Annotated in this window: 14 protein-coding genes; 6 read left to right on the top strand and 8 right to left on the bottom strand. The window is 39.9% G+C overall.

Going from position 1 to position 16208, the window contains the following annotated elements:
* Positions 1 to 174: 174 nt before the first annotated feature.
* Positions 175 to 711: a hypothetical protein gene (locus tag PSI06_RS08605; protein WP_273604129.1), complete on the bottom strand. Its 537-nt coding sequence runs from the start codon at positions 709 to 711 to the stop codon at positions 175 to 177.
* Between the two features lie 571 nt (positions 712 to 1282).
* On the opposite strand from PSI06_RS08605, the gene PSI06_RS08600 reads away from it, so the two are divergent.
* Positions 1283 to 2302: a GGDEF domain-containing protein gene (locus tag PSI06_RS08600; protein WP_273604130.1), complete on the top strand. Its 1020-nt coding sequence runs from the start codon at positions 1283 to 1285 to the stop codon at positions 2300 to 2302.
* A 361-nt stretch (positions 2303 to 2663) separates the two neighbouring features.
* Here PSI06_RS08600 and recN read toward each other — a convergent pair whose 3' ends face one another.
* The 3 genes from recN to nadK all read right to left on the bottom strand — a co-directional run bounded on the left by recN (position 2664) and on the right by nadK (position 5939).
* Positions 2664 to 4337, bottom strand: a complete 1674-nt coding sequence (gene recN / locus PSI06_RS08595; protein WP_273604131.1) for a DNA repair protein RecN — start codon at positions 4335 to 4337, stop codon at positions 2664 to 2666.
* A 75-nt stretch (positions 4338 to 4412) separates the two neighbouring features.
* Positions 4413 to 4979: a hypothetical protein gene (locus PSI06_RS08590; protein WP_273604132.1), complete on the bottom strand. Its 567-nt coding sequence runs from the start codon at positions 4977 to 4979 to the stop codon at positions 4413 to 4415.
* A gap of 75 nt (positions 4980 to 5054) precedes the next feature.
* Positions 5055 to 5939: an NAD(+) kinase gene (gene nadK, locus PSI06_RS08585; RefSeq protein ID WP_273604133.1), complete on the bottom strand. Its 885-nt coding sequence runs from the start codon at positions 5937 to 5939 to the stop codon at positions 5055 to 5057.
* Between the two features lie 284 nt (positions 5940 to 6223).
* Between nadK and PSI06_RS08580 the strand changes: the two genes are divergently transcribed.
* Positions 6224 to 7189, top strand: a complete 966-nt coding sequence (locus PSI06_RS08580; protein ID WP_273605008.1) for an HrcA family transcriptional regulator — start codon at positions 6224 to 6226, stop codon at positions 7187 to 7189.
* A 58-nt stretch (positions 7190 to 7247) separates the two neighbouring features.
* On the top strand, positions 7248 to 7862 hold the full coding sequence (grpE, locus tag PSI06_RS08575) for a nucleotide exchange factor GrpE (protein WP_054983111.1): 615 nt from the start codon (positions 7248 to 7250) through the stop codon (positions 7860 to 7862).
* A gap of 28 nt (positions 7863 to 7890) precedes the next feature.
* Here grpE and PSI06_RS08570 read toward each other — a convergent pair whose 3' ends face one another.
* Positions 7891 to 9090, bottom strand: a complete 1200-nt coding sequence (locus PSI06_RS08570; protein ID WP_273604135.1) for a Bcr/CflA family multidrug efflux MFS transporter — start codon at positions 9088 to 9090, stop codon at positions 7891 to 7893.
* 194 nt (positions 9091 to 9284) lie between these two features.
* On the opposite strand from PSI06_RS08570, the gene PSI06_RS08565 reads away from it, so the two are divergent.
* Complete coding sequence (locus PSI06_RS08565) at positions 9285 to 10082, top strand: M48 family metallopeptidase (protein ID WP_273604136.1); 798 nt, start codon at positions 9285 to 9287, stop codon at positions 10080 to 10082.
* A 71-nt stretch (positions 10083 to 10153) separates the two neighbouring features.
* On the opposite strand, the gene PSI06_RS08560 is transcribed toward PSI06_RS08565, so the two are convergent.
* The 3 genes from PSI06_RS08560 to PSI06_RS08550 form a co-directional block, all read right to left on the bottom strand.
* Positions 10154 to 11167: an alpha/beta fold hydrolase gene (locus PSI06_RS08560; protein WP_273604137.1), complete on the bottom strand. Its 1014-nt coding sequence runs from the start codon at positions 11165 to 11167 to the stop codon at positions 10154 to 10156.
* Positions 11168 to 11318: 151 nt separating this feature from the next.
* Positions 11319 to 12107, bottom strand: coding sequence for a nucleoside-binding protein (locus PSI06_RS08555; RefSeq protein WP_273604138.1), 789 nt, complete (start codon positions 12105 to 12107; stop codon positions 11319 to 11321).
* Positions 12108 to 12241: 134 nt separating this feature from the next.
* A complete protein-coding gene (locus PSI06_RS08550; RefSeq protein ID WP_004588096.1) occupies positions 12242 to 13555 on the bottom strand; it encodes a Na+/H+ antiporter NhaC family protein in 1314 nt (437 codons plus the stop codon).
* 339 nt (positions 13556 to 13894) lie between these two features.
* Here PSI06_RS08550 and dapB point away from each other — a divergent pair, with 339 nt between their 5' ends.
* Entirely contained in the window at positions 13895 to 14692 is a 798-nt protein-coding gene (gene dapB / locus PSI06_RS08545) for a 4-hydroxy-tetrahydrodipicolinate reductase (protein WP_138685009.1), read from the top strand.
* Between the two features lie 364 nt (positions 14693 to 15056).
* On the top strand, positions 15057 to 16193 hold the full coding sequence (gene carA, locus PSI06_RS08540) for a glutamine-hydrolyzing carbamoyl-phosphate synthase small subunit (RefSeq protein WP_273604139.1): 1137 nt from the start codon (positions 15057 to 15059) through the stop codon (positions 16191 to 16193).
* Positions 16194 to 16208: the final 15 nt, after the last annotated feature.

Raw genomic sequence — 16208 nt, 5'->3', positions numbered from 1 at the left:
ACTTGCTCAACAATAGATAATTTAAAGCCTAATGTATAATCTCGCTGAGTACGCTTAACGTCTTTAGTTTTAGTGGTTTTCATAAAATAAGTCCTAAATGTGTAAACACATTTCAGGACAAGACATTCTAAATAATTTTAAAAGCAAGCCAAGTGGCTTGCTTTTTTGTTTGTTTTATTCGAATGTTATGTCAACGTAATTAGTAACGAACGGTACTATATTAATATCACCAACTGCGTAACTTTCTTTTGCGACGCCTTCGGTTTTTACTTTCATGTAGTAATTACCAGAAGGAACTACCTTGTCGTAATGATTTGATCTTGTTTCGAGCCAAATACGGTTGTTTTGAGCGTCAACTACCCAGCCTTCAGGGCTAATTTCATGCATGTATGCTGAACATTTCACTTGTCCCACGCGTGGGTGTAAACATTTATTGATTGCGACTCTAGTTTGTTTGTTTGGATTAGCTGCCGTTTTTATTAATTGGATTTGGCCATAGTCTCTAGACTCTTTAGTTGCTTCATGGGGGTAAACTTTTGTTTGGGTAGTGGTATAAGAGCTTTGATTAGATGATGTTATTGATTGGTTTGTAGAACTTGATACACCATTTACAGCGCCGTTAATGCCATCTTTTACAGCTCGGGTAATATCATTACTTTTGCATCCTGTTAGCACTATTAGTGCAGGAATAATAAGAGTAAACTTATTCATTTTTAATCCTTAAAGTTATTGTTCTATCCTATGTTTCATTATTTTCAATGAAGCGTGTAATTACCATGGAATCCTACAATACAATAACCGTACTCATCCCTGATTAAGGTAAATAATGACCAAAAAATCTTCTTTTATCAAGCCTAAATAGTTAAACTTAAAGTTAATTTAATTTCAAAATTGTTTTATCAGAACATAAAAAATACATTTATTCTCTTGTTCTATGAGCGATAATTGAGCATCAATTTAAGCGTTGTATTAAAGCTCGTTCTGTTCAAAAATTGAGTTTGCAAGAATAAAGATTGTCCAACTCAAGGGAGGGTGAATCATGATGCCCTCTAATCTAATAGCCTAAATAACTGCTCCGATATTATTTTATGCTATAGTGCTAAATACTTGCTTTTTATTACATATTATCAAATAAAAAAGTATTAAAGCTTTACTGTTAATCAATAAATAATGTGTAAATCTTGCTTAAAATATTTTTTCAGTACACACTTGCTTTTAACTTCTTTTTTTAATCCCCGAATAATGAGCTTTTAAAGCTCGCTTGCAAATAAAAAATAATAATATGAATGCATACTCAGACAACAGAGAAAGAAAGCTAATTGTTCGCTTTTTTTCGACCATCGGATTTATAGCTACCTTCGCTATGGCGTGTAATGCATTGTCTAATGCTGATGTAGTGCTTGGTATTATGCTGCTAGTTTCAGCTGGTTTTTATGCGTGGGCTTTTAGCCTTTACCGCGCAGTCGAAAAATCAGCGACCACCATTTTATATAACCTTTACTGTTTAATGCTGTATTTAGTGATCTCGGGTGGAGCTGAAGGTACTGGGCCAATTTGGATATTTATTGTATCACCGGTGACTTACTCTATTAGAGGCCTTAAAAAAGGAACATTTGATATTGTTGCCTTTTTATTTGCCGTGATCGCCGGCTTTATTATTACAGATAACTTTAATATTTATGATTATCAGCCTGAAGCACTTCCACTAAGGGTGGTCATTTCTTTTATTATTGTTGCTTTATTAAGTGGTTTTTATGAGCGCTCACGCGAAAAATACAATGAAAAAATAGTCGCGCTGAGTCAAAAAAATGAGCGCCTTGCCACAATAGATCACTTAACTGATTTACCTAACAGACGTTTTATGATGAAAGAACTTGCTGAGCTTAAACATCTTCATAAAAAAACTAAGCAGCCGTATGTAATTTTGCTAGCTGATGTTGATAATTTCAAAAACATTAATGATAACTACGGCCACGACTTTGGTGATGAAGCGTTAACCCAACTTGCCAATACTTTAAAAAAGAGCATGCCAAAGCAAGGTATTGCTTCTCGGTGGGGCGGTGAAGAGTTTTTAATTGCACTACCAAACAGCGACAAAGATCAGGGGCAAAGTATTGCAGAAAAAATTCATGCCGAATTACAAAAAAATCCAGTGCGCATGAATGGAAAATCGGTGGTATTAACTATAAGTATGGGGCTTGTGCAAAGCCAGTTAGATACAACCATAGCCCAAGACATAAAGCTTGCAGACGAGCGATTATACAAAGCAAAAGAGCAAGGTAAAAATAGAACTTGCTCTTAACGCTTGTATTAGTTAATCCATAGAAAAACTATCAAGGTTGGGGCGGCTTTTACTTTTTCGCCGCTGTAAACTTAAATAGCACATTGCACTGCACAGTATCTGTGCTAATAAAAGTAACCATTGGTTATTAGCCACTATGTTGCCAATAATAAACCACTGCCAAACACTCACCGTTACTTGATAAACCAATATAAGTTTTAAAAAGCTAAAGAGTTTTAGCTTAAATTCTGCGTGCTTAAACTTACTAAACCCAATAAGCAAAAAGCTCAAAACAACAAGTAGCCACCCAGTAACATGGCAAAAATTTATCAGCATGCTTTGCATTTAAAACGTCTCTCCACTGTTGTAGCAAAAGTATAACTTAGGCGTGCGCCATAATAAGCTCTTTAGCATTTGCTTTAGCGGTTTTACTTATATTATCGCCGCCAAGTAAGCGTGCAATTTCATTAATACGGCCGTCTTTATTTAGGCTGAGCATTTGAGTAAAGGTTTCGCCTTGTGCTATTTCTTTTGCTACAAAAAACTGCTGATGCGCACTACTTGCAACCTGGGGTAAATGGGTTACACAAATAACCTGTGTTGATTTTCCTAGTTGGCGTAGTAACTTCCCTACAGAGGAGGCGGTAGGACCTGATATACCTACATCCACTTCGTCAAAAATAAGCGTTGGCGTTGTCACTTTTTGGGCAATGATCACCTGTATGGCAAGGCTAATACGCGACAGCTCACCACCCGAGGCAACTTTAGCTAAAGGTTGTAATGGCTGCCCAGGATTAGTAGAGACCAAAAACGAGACGCTATCAAAACCTAATGCATTGGGTTGGCGCTCAGCTTCTTGAGTAAGCTGAATTTCAAAGACCCCATTTTCCATCGATAAATTAGCCATGCTTTCACTAATTAATTGATTTAATGTATTAGCATATTTATGGCGACTTTCGCTTAGCTGTTCACTGGCGTGCTGGTATGCACTTAGCGCATTAGTTATTTCATCGTCTAATTGCGCCAAACGTGAGCTATTGTTACTAATTGATTCTAGCTCTTGTGTTAAACCTTGATGAAACTCAACCAGCTCTTGAGGCTTTATATGATGCTTACGGGCTAAGTCCATCGCGCCACTTAAGCGCGCTTCTACTTCTGTTAATCGAGCAGGGTCTAAGTCGGCCTGCTCTGCGTAGTTTCTTACTTCTCTTCTTGCTTCTTCAACTTGCACTGCGGCTTCATCTAATAATGCAGCTACACTTGCTAAGCTTTCGTCATAATTTGCAAGCTCGGCAAATTGCTGAGCGCTGTGTTGCAGCATTGAACAGGCATTTTGCTCATCACTTTCGTATAAATGTTGAAGTTCGCGCTGGCAGGCTTCTAAAATGGTTTGGCTATTACTTAGCTTGTAATGTTCGGCTTCTATTTGTTCAAACTCGCCGTCTTGTAAGGCAAACTCATCTAATTCGGCAACTTGGTATTCGAGTAATTGTTTTTGAGCGGCTTGTTGTAATTGCTGTTGCTCAAGCTGTTTAAATTCTTTTTGCAGGTTTGCATATAATTTAAAGCTTTGACTAACCGCTTTTACAAGCTGATTATGTCCTGCGTAGGCGTCTAGCAGTTGCAGCTGGTGTTCAGCTTTTAAAAGGTGCTGATGAGCATGCTGTCCGTGTATAGAAATTAAATACTGTCCCAGCTCTTTAAGTTGAGCTGCTGTAACAGCGCTGCCATTAATATAGCTTTTGCTGCGGCCATTTTTACATACAACACGTCTAAGTAGGCATTCGTTGTCGTTACTCGTTAGCATGTGTTGTCCTAAAAATGCTTTAGCAAGAGGAAGGGCAGTTAAATCAAATTGTGCGCACACTTCTGCTTTATCTGTTCCAGGGCGAACCGCCGACGCTTCAGCGCGCTCGCCTAAACACAGTGAAAGTGCATCAATGGCAATCGATTTACCCGCGCCGGTTTCACCCGTGATCGCCGTCATGCCGTTATGCCACTCTGTGCTTAAGTTACTTACAATTGCAAAATTTTTAATTTCTAAACCAATTAACATACTGTTCATCCATCCAGCGAATTAACTGTTAATTTATACAGTGTTTAGGTTTTTTGCAAATTAATTTTTTACTTTTTAAGCAACACTCGCATTTTGAGAAAACTGACTATCAGAGTCAGTACTTTCATCAGAAGGGGGTTCGTCAGTATTTTCAAGGCTTTCGCTTGGGTTTTCAGTTGTGTCAGTTTTAATTTGTACAATCAATGAGGGTAAAATTTCATGATAAAACGCTTTATTATATAGTATGCCTTGCTGGGGTAACTCACTCACAAAGTACTGTATATTATCTTGTAGCGCTTGGGCGTTTTCACTTTGCAGTGCTTTTTGAAACTCTATCGAAAGCGTGCTCACTAAGCTGTCGCTAATATCTTCTAAATGTTGCAGGTTTTCATCAGTATGGGGCTGAACCACAAAAAAATTGGTCACAATTGCCTGTATTTGCGCTACATACTTAGGTCTTATTATTTTAGCTTCTAATAAGCTATTAAGCTTGGCTTTTAGGCGAGTGCTTACTTGGGCAACACGTTCGTTAAATTGTTTTTTCTTGATTTCTAATGCTTTTTTTCTATTGTTTTCAATTCTAATATAAACGCCAAGCAAAGTGATAAGTAATAACAAAGCAAAGATAACAACATAAGTCATTGCTAGATATTCCTAGTTTGATTAATTTTTATTTGTCTTGTATTTTGCGCTAAAGCACTACGCTTGGCAATAAAATTAGTATAAACGGCTGCCCCAATTAAGTTTAGTACGTAAAACGTTGTAGTAAGAGTAGTTTTTTGGGTGAATTAAGCGCAGTTTTCTGTCGGCTTTTTTAATAACCACTTCATCGCCGGGTAAAACGGCAAGCACTACATGGCTGTCGCAACTGACTTGTAAGCTGTCGGTGTTCTCAAGGCTTAACTTTAAGCGTACTTCGTTATCGGCATCAACCACAAAGGGTCTACTTGATAATGTATGCGGAAACATAGGCACTAACGAAATTGCATTAAGCTCAGGTGTTAAAATGGGCCCGCCACCCGATAAAGAATAAGCTGTAGAGCCGGTAGGGGTTGATACAATTAAGCCATCAGAGCGCTGAGAAAACACAAAGTCATTATTAATAAAAGCTTCAAACTCAATCATGTGGGCAACTTTGTCGGCGTGTAGAACCGCTTCGTTAACGGCTGAATTCGCACTTTTAAGTTCGTTATGGCGGTATACTTCTACCTCGAGCAAAAAGCGTTTTTCTTCTAAATATTCGCCGCTTAACACTTGCTCTAGGCTACCTTCAAAGCCCTCTGGATTTAAGTCGGTTAAAAACCCTAAATTACCTCTGTTTACGCCTATTACAGCTACGTCAAAGCGTGCCAGTACGCGAGCAGCACCAAGCATATTGCCATCACCCCCTACAACAATAGCAAGGTCGGCTTGCTCGCCTAAGCTAACAAGGTCAACTTGATGAGTATCAGGGACATCCGATAACTGCCCACCGGTGCGCTTTTCTACAATCACGGTAAAGCCAAGAGCCGATAAAAAAGTATGTAAACGCTGTAACGTAGCCGCAGCTTTAGGATGGTTTGGTTTACCTATAAGGCCAATAGTTTTAAACGGTGAGTGCATAACGGCTGCAATAAAAAGTAATAATATTTTTGTAGGGTAACTCAAAACAGAAGTGTTTGAAAACACAGATTTACCAATATGATAATGATTCAATTACGCCTGTATATTGCTAAGCTCACCTAAGAGCTGATTATTGGCTCAACAGATTAAATTACCCCTTTAATTTTTGTATTTAATGCTTAAAAATAGTTGCAGCAGTGTTTTATTGTAATGCATGCAACAACATATTCACTTAAAGCGTGCTTTAGGCTTGAATTTGTTTTAACTGCCCCGATATCTCTTTCATGCAACAAGATGTAGATAACATGAATATAAACCCGCGAGATCAACAAATTTTTTCAGCAGTGATGAGCCTTTATTGTAATGGTGAAGGGTTACCCGTTCCATCAACAAAAATAGCGAAGCAAAAAGGCATGGCGGTTTGTTCTGCCACGGTACGAAATGCTATGGCGCGACTTGAAAAAGTAGGCTTGTTATATTCCCCTCATACATCGGCAGGGCGTGTGCCTACAAACCAAGGGTTTGATTATTGGTTTGATGAGTTTTTTCCGTTAGCTGAAATAGCTAATTACTGGCAGCCACAACAAGAACAACTTGTGGAGCTGGCCCATGGATTAAGTAAAAAGTACCAAGTATGTTGTTGTGTAGGCTTACCCCAAGCAAGCTCACAACAAGTGTTTAGAGTAGAAGTGCTTGAGTTTGATTCTAACGATTGGCTTGTACTGCTAATAGATAGAGCAGGGCAAAGCCATAATATTTGTATCAACAAACCTGATGATTCCTCAGATGCCGTGCGTTATCAATTTGCAACTTGGTTAAACACAGTATTTAGCCAACAAACCTTAATGGAAGGTTTGTACAGAATGCAAGCAATGGCAAACACCGCACCGCGTAATTGCCATGACTCACTGACACAGTGGACGCGCCAGCTTAGTCATAAGCTTGGATCAGATAACAGTATTGTAGTAGGCGAAAACTATTTATATAAAAAGGTCGATTGCGAGCAAAGCTTAAATATTGGCGTTTCATTTTTAAATTTTGTCGAAGATAAACTCGCATTTAAAAACGGGGTATCAGTTTTAAACACTGAAAACTTACCGTTTACAGAGTGTAATGAGCTGATAGTAATTAGTGTGCCGTACTTTCAAAATCAAGAGTATCAAAGCCGCTTTTGCGTAATTTGCCCTAAATCGGCGCAAATTGAACAATTAATCCAAGAATTTAAATTATTAGAGCCATCTAACTCTTGAATCTTTTTATTCAATCCCCATAATTACCGCAGTTGTAAAGAATTGGAGCACGTATTTTATGTCTGAGCAGACACAAAACCCAGAGCAAGAAGTAGAACTAAACGAAGAAGTAGCTCAAATGGAAGCTGATGTTGAAGCAGCAGTAGAAGCCGCAGAGCAACACGAAGCAGACCAAGAGCAAAGCCCTGAAGCTGAAATTGCAATGCTATACGCAGAGCTTGAAACCGCAAAGCAAACCATTGCGGATCAAAAAGACAGCGTTGTACGCGCCGCCGCAGATGTAGATAATATTCGTCGTCGTGCTGCACAAGATGTAGAAAAAGCACATAAATTTGCACTGGAAAAGTTTGCTAACGAATTACTTCCAGTAATCGATAACCTAGAGCGTGCTATTGAGTTTTCTGATAAAGAAAACGAAACCCTAAAGCCATTGCTTGAAGGTATTGATATGACAGTTAAAAGCTTTAACGATGCGGTTGCAAAGTTTGGCGTTGAAATTGTTAACCCACAAGGTGAGCAATTCAATCCAGAATTCCACCAAGCAATGTCTATCCAACCAAGTAACGATGTTTCACCAAACACGGTACTTGCAGTAATGCAAAAAGGATACACATTAAATGGTCGTTTATTACGTCCTGCAATGGTTATGGTATCTAAAGCAGCAGACGCTTAATTAGTCACTGTTTATAAAAAATGCCTCATTATGAGGCATTTTTTTTGTCTATTTTATAGTGGATTAACTGCACCAGCATAGTTAATAACACGGCGCTAAACATTAAGCTTGAAAACGGCACTGCACTTTTTGCATGCACTACCGCAAGCAATGGGCCAACGAGCGCGCCACTGCCAAAGCGCAGCGTCCCAATAACAGCGGTGGCTGTACCGGTGTTTTTTTCAAACTTCATTAATATTAATGAATCAGCATTACTCGCCGTTACCCCTAGGCTCATCATTAAAGGCGCAATGGCCGCTACAATGTAATATAAAGAAAGCTGCAACAAGCTAAATGTAAGCAGTGCCAGCCCAGAGGCAAAGCCACATACAAGCCCTATGTACAGCATTTTTCGAGAGCCAATTCTTGGTACAATTCGGGTATTTAAAAAGTTACCACACATAAGTGCCATGACATTAAATGCGAATAAAATACCAAATAATTGCTCAGATACATTATATAAATCTAAGTATACAAAAGGCACTGAGGTTAAAAAGCAAAAAAAGCCAAACGAGACAAACATAGAGCTCAATATGTCTGCACGTGCATCTTTATTACTAAGTACCGTTTTATAGCTGTCGAAAAACAAGGCTAGGCCTTTTTTCTCATTTTTATGAATGGGGATATCAATTAAATACACTTGTACAAACGCTAAAATTAAAAAGCTATAGGCAGCAAGAACCAAAAATATGGTTGACCATACCGAGAATCCTAAAATAAACGACCCCACAGAGGGGGCAACTAAGGGCGCTACCATCATGATCATAGATACATACGACATGCCTTTAGCGGTGTTTTTTTGGTAAATATGCCTAATTATGCCAGGCACAACCACCGTGGCTGCCGCGCCGGTGAATGCTTGCACGGCTCTAAGTGCCCAAAAGGTGTGTATTTCGGTGGTAATAGCCAGCGCAAATGAGCTTGCACCAAATAAGGTTAAGCCAATTCGGGCTAGTTTTCGTCGTCCGAGTTGATCGGCAATAGGGCCAAAAAATAACATGCCTAGCGAGTAGCCAGCCAAATAAATACTTAGCGAAATTTGTACATTTGGCATAGTGGTTTGTAAATCGTTCGCAATAACCAACATGGCCGGTAAGTACATGTCTATAGCCAGCGGCGTAATAGCAACAATACTGGCTAACAAGGGTAACAAAATTCGGGTATTAAAAGACGAGGCCGAGGCGTCCATGTAGTCACTCAACATTCACTAAAAACAAGGCTTATAGTGTAACAGGGCTATGCAAGGGTATAAACTTAGTTTGTCTGGCAAGGTCATTTATTTATTAAAAATAAAAAGCGGCGTAATAAAGAGCAAAGATTCTAAACTGGCACCGTGTTTGCTATTCTACAACTAATAAAAATTAAAGACTTGAAGGAAACACCATGAAAAAACTAGCCCTTGCCTTACTCGCAACTGCAGTTTTAGCCGGCTGTAAAACATCGCCTACGGGGCGTACTCAAATTGCGCTGTATTCAGATCAACAAATGAGTGAAATGGGCACCGCAAGTTTTGCTCAAATGAAGGAGTCACAGCCAATCAATAAAGATGCAAAAACCAATGCGTATGTATATTGTATTGCTGAAAAGGTCGTGGCTGTTTTACCAAAAGAATACGCCTCACAAAATTGGGAAGTCGTGGTATTTGAAGATGAGTCGGCAAATGCTTTTGCATTACCTGGTGGCTACATAGGTGTTCATACGGGGTTATTAAAAATAGCCACGAATCAAGATCAGCTTGCAACCGTACTAGGGCACGAAGTGGGCCACGTTATAGCAGAGCATTCAAATGAGCGTGTATCGCAAAGCTCAATTTTAGATACCGGTATGCAATTAGGCAGCGCAGCGCTTGAAATGGGCAACGTACAATACCGCAACGAAATTATGCAAGGTTTAGGCTTAGGGGCGCAGTACGGCGTAGTTTTACCATTTAGCCGTTCACACGAATCAGAGGCCGATACCATTGGCTTAGATTTAATGGCGCAAGCTGGCTTTAACCCACAAGAGTCGGTAAGGCTTTGGCAAAATATGAGCGCAGCAGGCAGTGGTAGCACACCTGAGTTTTTATCTACTCACCCTGCACCGAGCAATCGAATTAATAATTTACAAGCACAAATGAGCGAAGCACTTAGCGAGCAAAGTACGGCTAAATCGCAGGGTAAAAACCCGCAATGTACGCTGTAAATTAGTTTTATATAAAAAGCCCCTGTAAGCAGTTTACTTACAGGGGCTTTATTTTATTAGGCATAAAGCTATTACTCACTTAGTGCTTGTTTAAACACTGCCTTAAATCGCTCAAAATCTTCTACTTGCGGTAAATGACCTAAATTATCAAGTTCAAACAGTTGCGAATCAGGAATAAGCGCAGCAGCGTGTTTTCCTAATTTGTCGTAACGCCCCAGCTGATAATCTATCCCGTCTTTTTTCCAGTTTCGGCCAGGGCCTGTTCTGTCACGCGTACCAATAATTAATTTAACGGGCACGGTTAAGTCTTTAAATTCAGTGATCACCGGTTGGGTAAAAATCATATCGTAGGTTTTAGCGTTAACCCAGGCAATTTGCTCTTTATCTGGGCCTTGTATTTGCCCTGTAATAAAGTCGGTTAATGCTGAATACTGGGTATTCCATTGACCGTCGTAATAGTTTTTTTGCTGGTACTTTTTAACACCTTCGGGCGTTTTGTTAAGCTCATTTTTATAAAAAAAGTTGGTGTCTTTGTATTTTACATAGTGTAAGTAGTTTTCAAGCCCTATTGGATTAAGCAAAATCAGTTTAGTGGTTGTATCTGGGTACATTAATGCAAAGCGGCTCGCTAGCATTCCCCCCATAGAGTGGCCAACAACAATCGACTTTTCAAGCTTTAGCGAGTCCATTAATGCATGTGTATGATGCGCAAGCACCGCAAATGAATATTGATAGTTAGTGGGCTTTGAAGATTTACCAAAACCAATTTGATCGGGGATCAGCACCCCAAACCCAAGCGACTGTAAGTAACGAGCTGTGGGGCTCCAGTAGTCGGCATTAAAGTTTTTACCGTGCATTAGCGTCACTGTTGGCATATTTTTTTGTGTGGGTTTTAAATAAATATACGCCATTTTTAGCGATTGCTTTTGTGATGCAATATCAAAATAATTTACTTTAAAATCATACTGATAATTTGTTAAAAGTGCATCGTAAGAGAGGGTTTTAGAGGATTCTGTACTACTGGCAAATGCATTATTAGTAAAGGCTAATAATGCAGACAAACAAATAACTTTAATCGCTGGCATTTCCTTACTCCTATTAAAGGCAAGCACACGGCTTTAATTAAAGTAAGACAATAACTAAGTATTAAAGGCTGTTCAATTAAATAGTTTTCATGGCAAAAAAAGAGCACTGTTTAAGTGCTCCGTTTAAAAGTAATGTTTACACTGTAAGGGCTTAAAATGTCCACTCAACGTGTATTTGTGGAACCGATTCAGTGACCTCAGTGCCTAGCTTGTTATGCCAGTATTGCAGTTCCATACCCAGTAATAGGGTGTTTTCTTTCATTTCTAACGCGTGGCCCATATCCCATACTAAAATAGGCTGTGCAAGTATCCACGCTTCTACGTCGTTACCAAATTCATCTTCGCGCTCTGCAATGTACTCAGCGTGTCCTTTAAAGCTAAATTTTTGCGAGCCTAGGGTAAACGGGTATTCAAAGGCTACATCAAACATCCAGCTGTTAGTTTCAATAGGGGCACCGCCTTTTGCTACGCCTTCACTGTCATCAATATAGGCAGTGACAAGTGTTTGAAAAAAGTTGAACCCAGGTACATCCCAGCTTAATTTAACACCCGGTAGGTATTTCATCATTTTTGCATCGCCGGCAACGTTAATTCCGCCAGTAAGGCCTACATCTAATAATGCACCAGCGCCAATTTTCTCACCGCTAATAGCCGATAAGCTTACCGTAGAATACCATTCGCCGTAAAAGTCGCTATCTTGGTAGCCGTCGGTTGTATCGTCTTTGCTGTAATCAATAAAGAAAAAGTTATCACCGTAATCATAGCCCGATGCATGTTGCAGCGAGTAAACAGTAGTGTCTGATTCTTGCTTGGTAAATGGGTTTTTTTGGTCGCCATTATTAACATGTAATGCGGTACTGCTCCAATTAGCAGCAAGGGCAGAAGATGATAAAGCGATTGACGTAAGGGTAACGAGGGGAAGTATTTTTTTAAATTTCATAATCTGTATTTAACTATAATTTTAGTGACACGCGAAAGCGCGCATTATAGCACAAGGTATTGATTTGTAGATTATTATTTTAACATATGTTGCAGCTTATTTATTAAGCTGCAACATAAGGTTTTGCACAAAATTTAGGCTTTATTGCGGCGCAGACAAATAACGGCAATGGCAGTAAAGGCTAAAATAAAGCAGTAGTAAGATGACGTTGATACTTCCCACGGGCTAATTTTAAACGTAGCACCTAACAGTAATGCTTGAGCACCATAGGGCAGTGAGCCTTGCGTAACACAAGCAAAAATATCAAGTAAACTTGCAGAGCGTTTACCACTTATTTCGCCATCATCAGCAAGTTTTTTAGCAATAGGACCTGCAACAATAATGGATACCGTGTTATTGGCTATACACACGTTGCTGGTTAATACCAACGCAGCTATACCTAGCTGATCAGCTACTTTGCGGTGCCACTTGGCAATCACTTTTGTAATGGCTTGAATTTTTTGTGCCAGAAAATCAAGGCCGCCGTTAATACGAATAAATTCAGATAAGCCACCAATAAACATAGAAAGTAAAAATATTTCCTGCATATCGGTAAAGCCTTTGTAAATATCTTTTACAAAGCTTGCGCCTTCGTAGCTGCCGGTAAAGCCCATTAGAGCAGCAAATACAATACCGCTAAATAGCACCACAAACACGTTCATACCGGCAACAGCCAATACTAAAATAAAGGCATAAGGCAGCACTAATAATAAATCAAAATCTTTAGTTTCTACTGCTTGTGGAGCAGGTGTTAAATAAAGCAGCAAAGCAATGGTTAATACGGCAGCAGGAACCGCTATTTTTAAGTTTTCTTTAAACTTGTCTTTCATTTCACAGCCTTGCGTACGCGTTGCCGCAATGGTTGTGTCTGAAATAATAGAAAGGTTATCACCAAACATTGCGCCCGATACTATAGTACCGGCCATTAGTGCAGGGTCGATGCCTGTTTTAACGGATACCGCATAGGCAATTGGCCCTATAGCACCAATGGTACCCATTGATGTACCCATTGCAGTAGAGACAACCGCAGCAATTAAAAATAGCCCAGGTAATAACAGCGACGGGGGAATAAGTGACAAGCCAGCGTTTACAACCGCATCCACACCACCGGTGGCACTTGCTACTGCCGAAAATGCACCGGCAAGTAAGTAAATTAAACACATGGTAATAATGTTGTTGTGTCCTGCTCCTTTAATAAAGGTTTCAACACATTGGTTTACTGTGCCTTTGTTTAAAATAAAGGCAAGCATAATAGCGGGTAGTATAGCAACCGGCGCTGGGAGCTGGTAAAAAGCGTAATCAACCCCTTGCGATTGTAAATATAAACCTGAGCCTAAAAAAAGGGCTACAAAGGTAAGAAGGGGAAGCAAAGATAGAATTGCTTTGTTTTTATTAAATGTTGGCTGCATTGTATTCCTCATAACCAGTTAGTATAACCACAGCCAAAACTCCTCTTTTAGCTGAATTTAGTAGATCACTCTTTAATTGAAAAGTAGATGACCACAGCGCCCGCAAGCCAAAGACCAAATCGACGCGAAAGAGAAGTTTAAATGTATAGATGGCTAAAGTAAACTGGTATTGTTATTATTATTTAATTAAGGGCTTACCTGACTATTGCACGACTTTTAGATAATATCTACCGGTGTGCGATTATATGCGGCTAATAATTGCTCAAAGCAAGTTTAGGGCGGCAAATTAGTCAGGGTACGCAACAACAGATCCAACTAAATCAGATTAAGGCAATAACAATGAATCGAATAGGTGTTTTTGGTGCTAACGGCAGAATGGGCTTAGCCCTATTAGAAGCCGCGACAATTAAAGAGCAAACACAACTTGGTGGTGCGTATGTTCGCAGCAGCTCATCGTTATTGGGTATTAATGTAAATCAAGTAAACAGTGCAGCCGACAAAGCCATTAGCTTTAGCGACGAGAGCAAGGTTGCTGATGTTGATGTACTTATCGATTTCACGTTACCAGCAGGTATGCGCAATCACTTAAAAACAGCGCTCGATAAAAAACTGCCCATGGTTATAGGCACCACAGGTTTAACTAGTGAAGACATGGCATTATTAGAAAATGCTGCTAAACATATTCCTATTGTGTTTGCGCGTAACTACAGCGTTGGCGTTAATGTGCTACTTAACCTAGTGCAAACAGCGGCCACTAAATTTGGTGACGACCTAGATATAGAAGTTTTTGAAGCGCATCATCGTCATAAAATAGATGCGCCATCGGGCACAGCATTAGCCATTGGTGAATCTATTGCACAGGCTAAAGGGTGGGATCACGATGAAGTAGCGGTATATGACCGCAGCCAAGTAGAAACCGCAAAATCACAAAATGAAATTGGCTATTCAGTACTAAGAGGCGGGGACATAGTAGGTGAACACACCGCCTATTTCGCAACTATGGGCGAAAGGCTTGAATTAACCCACAAAGCAAGTTCGCGAATGACCTTTGCATTAGGAGCTATAAGGGCTGCGCAGTGGTTACAAAATAAACCAGCAGGACTTTATGATATGCAAGATGTGCTAGATCTGAAGTAGTTTAGTTACTTTTTTAGCTGTTTGGGTCTATTTTTGCCTAAAGCGACTTATTTGTAGTGTTTATCTAAATAACGTTAGACCTAAATAGCATCTTCATGTAGAATGCAGCCAATTTGCCAAAAATTACTAAATGCGTGTTTCCAATTATACCCAAGTGGCTAGTAAAACCAGGGGTTTCAGTGGGAATGAAAAGAGTTTTAGGCAAGAAAAATGATTGAAGGTTTAGCGTTTTATATCGGCATCATTTAAGACTGCGTAAAACAATTTAAGCTCACAAAAAAATCTGGTTTTGACGATCCCTCTGGGTATTGGCGGGGTGTTAAGCATTTGCTTACTCCCGTTTTTTACTGTTAGGAGGTTTAACTTGACTAAATCCGCTCTGTTAGTCCTAGAAGACGGCACAGTGTTTCGCGGTACTGCAATCGGCGCTGACGGCATGTCAGTCGGTGAAGTAGTATTCAATACGTCTATGACTGGTTATCAAGAAATTTTGACTGATCCATCATACGCGGAACAAATCGTAACTTTGACGTACCCACATATCGGCAATACGGGTACCAACAGCGAAGACGAAGAAGCGAATCAAATTTGGGCTAAAGGCCTAGTGATCCGTGATTTGCCACTGCTAGCAAGTAACTTTCGTAACGAGCAATCGTTAGATGATTACTTAAAACAACGTAATATTTTAGGTATTGCGGACATCGACACCAGAAAGCTTACCCGTATTTTGCGCGACAAAGGCGCACAAAACGGCTGTATTATTGCCGGTGACGAGTTAGACGAAAACAAAGCGTTACAAGCCGCGCAAACCTTCCCAGGTTTAAAAGGTATGGATTTAGCAAAAGTTGTCTCAACCAAGGAAAATTTTGAGTGGCGCGAATCAAGCTGGAAATTAGGCCAAGGATTTAAAACCCTTAGCAGCGATGATGAAAAGTTTCATGTAGTAGCCTACGACTTCGGTGTTAAACGTAATATTTTACGAATGCTAGTTGATCGCGGTTGTAAATTAACCGTTGTACCAGCGCAAACCTCAGCCGCCGATGTACTTGCTTTAAACCCAGATGGTATCTTCTTATCTAATGGTCCTGGCGATCCAGAGCCATGTACTTACGCTATTGATGCAATTAAAACCTTTTTAGAAACCGACACACCAATTTTTGGTATTTGTTTAGGGCATCAATTATTAGCACTGGCCTCAGGTGCTAAAACAGTCAAAATGAAATTTGGCCACCACGGTGGTAACCACCCAGTAAAAGACTTAGACCGCGATGTAGTAATGATCACCGCACAAAACCACGGTTTTGCTGCCGATGAAAACACACTACCAAGTAACTTACGTGCCACGCACAAATCGTTATTTGATGGAACACTACAAGGTATTCATCGTACTGATAAGCCAGCGTTTAGCTTCCAAGGTCACCCAGAAGCAAGCCCAGGCCCGCACGATGCAGCCCCATTATTTGACCACTTCATCGACCTGATGCAAGCGCGTAATAACTAATTTAACTGGAGTAAT

The sequence above is a fragment of the Pseudoalteromonas sp. GABNS16E genome (assembly GCF_028598715.1).
GTDB lineage: Bacteria > Pseudomonadota > Gammaproteobacteria > Enterobacterales > Alteromonadaceae > Pseudoalteromonas > Pseudoalteromonas atlantica.
This window is presented reverse-complemented; position numbering and strand designations above follow the sequence as displayed.

What these genes read in the sequence shown, in the direction of transcription:
- PSI06_RS08550 (WP_004588096.1), bottom strand. Translation starts at nt 13,555, where the DNA reads ATGCAGCCAACATTTAATAAAAACAAAGCAATTCTATCTTTGCTTCCC.
- PSI06_RS08590 (WP_273604132.1), bottom strand. Translation starts at nt 4,979, where the DNA reads ATGACTTATGTTGTTATCTTTGCTTTGTTATTACTTATCACTTTGCTT.
- PSI06_RS08560 (WP_273604137.1), bottom strand. Translation starts at nt 11,167, where the DNA reads ATGCCAGCGATTAAAGTTATTTGTTTGTCTGCATTATTAGCCTTTACT.
- dapB (WP_138685009.1), top strand. Translation starts at nt 13,895, where the DNA reads ATGAATCGAATAGGTGTTTTTGGTGCTAACGGCAGAATGGGCTTAGCC.
- recN (WP_273604131.1), bottom strand. Translation starts at nt 4,337, where the DNA reads ATGTTAATTGGTTTAGAAATTAAAAATTTTGCAATTGTAAGTAACTTA.
- PSI06_RS08570 (WP_273604135.1), bottom strand. Translation starts at nt 9,090, where the DNA reads ATGGACGCCTCGGCCTCGTCTTTTAATACCCGAATTTTGTTACCCTTG.
- PSI06_RS08605 (WP_273604129.1), bottom strand. Translation starts at nt 711, where the DNA reads ATGAATAAGTTTACTCTTATTATTCCTGCACTAATAGTGCTAACAGGA.
- PSI06_RS08555 (WP_273604138.1), bottom strand. Translation starts at nt 12,107, where the DNA reads ATGAAATTTAAAAAAATACTTCCCCTCGTTACCCTTACGTCAATCGCT.
- PSI06_RS08600 (WP_273604130.1), top strand. Translation starts at nt 1,283, where the DNA reads ATGAATGCATACTCAGACAACAGAGAAAGAAAGCTAATTGTTCGCTTT.
- PSI06_RS08580 (WP_273605008.1), top strand. Translation starts at nt 6,224, where the DNA reads ATGCAACAAGATGTAGATAACATGAATATAAACCCGCGAGATCAACAA.
- nadK (WP_273604133.1), bottom strand. Translation starts at nt 5,939, where the DNA reads ATGCACTCACCGTTTAAAACTATTGGCCTTATAGGTAAACCAAACCAT.
- grpE (WP_054983111.1), top strand. Translation starts at nt 7,248, where the DNA reads ATGTCTGAGCAGACACAAAACCCAGAGCAAGAAGTAGAACTAAACGAA.
- PSI06_RS08565 (WP_273604136.1), top strand. Translation starts at nt 9,285, where the DNA reads ATGAAAAAACTAGCCCTTGCCTTACTCGCAACTGCAGTTTTAGCCGGC.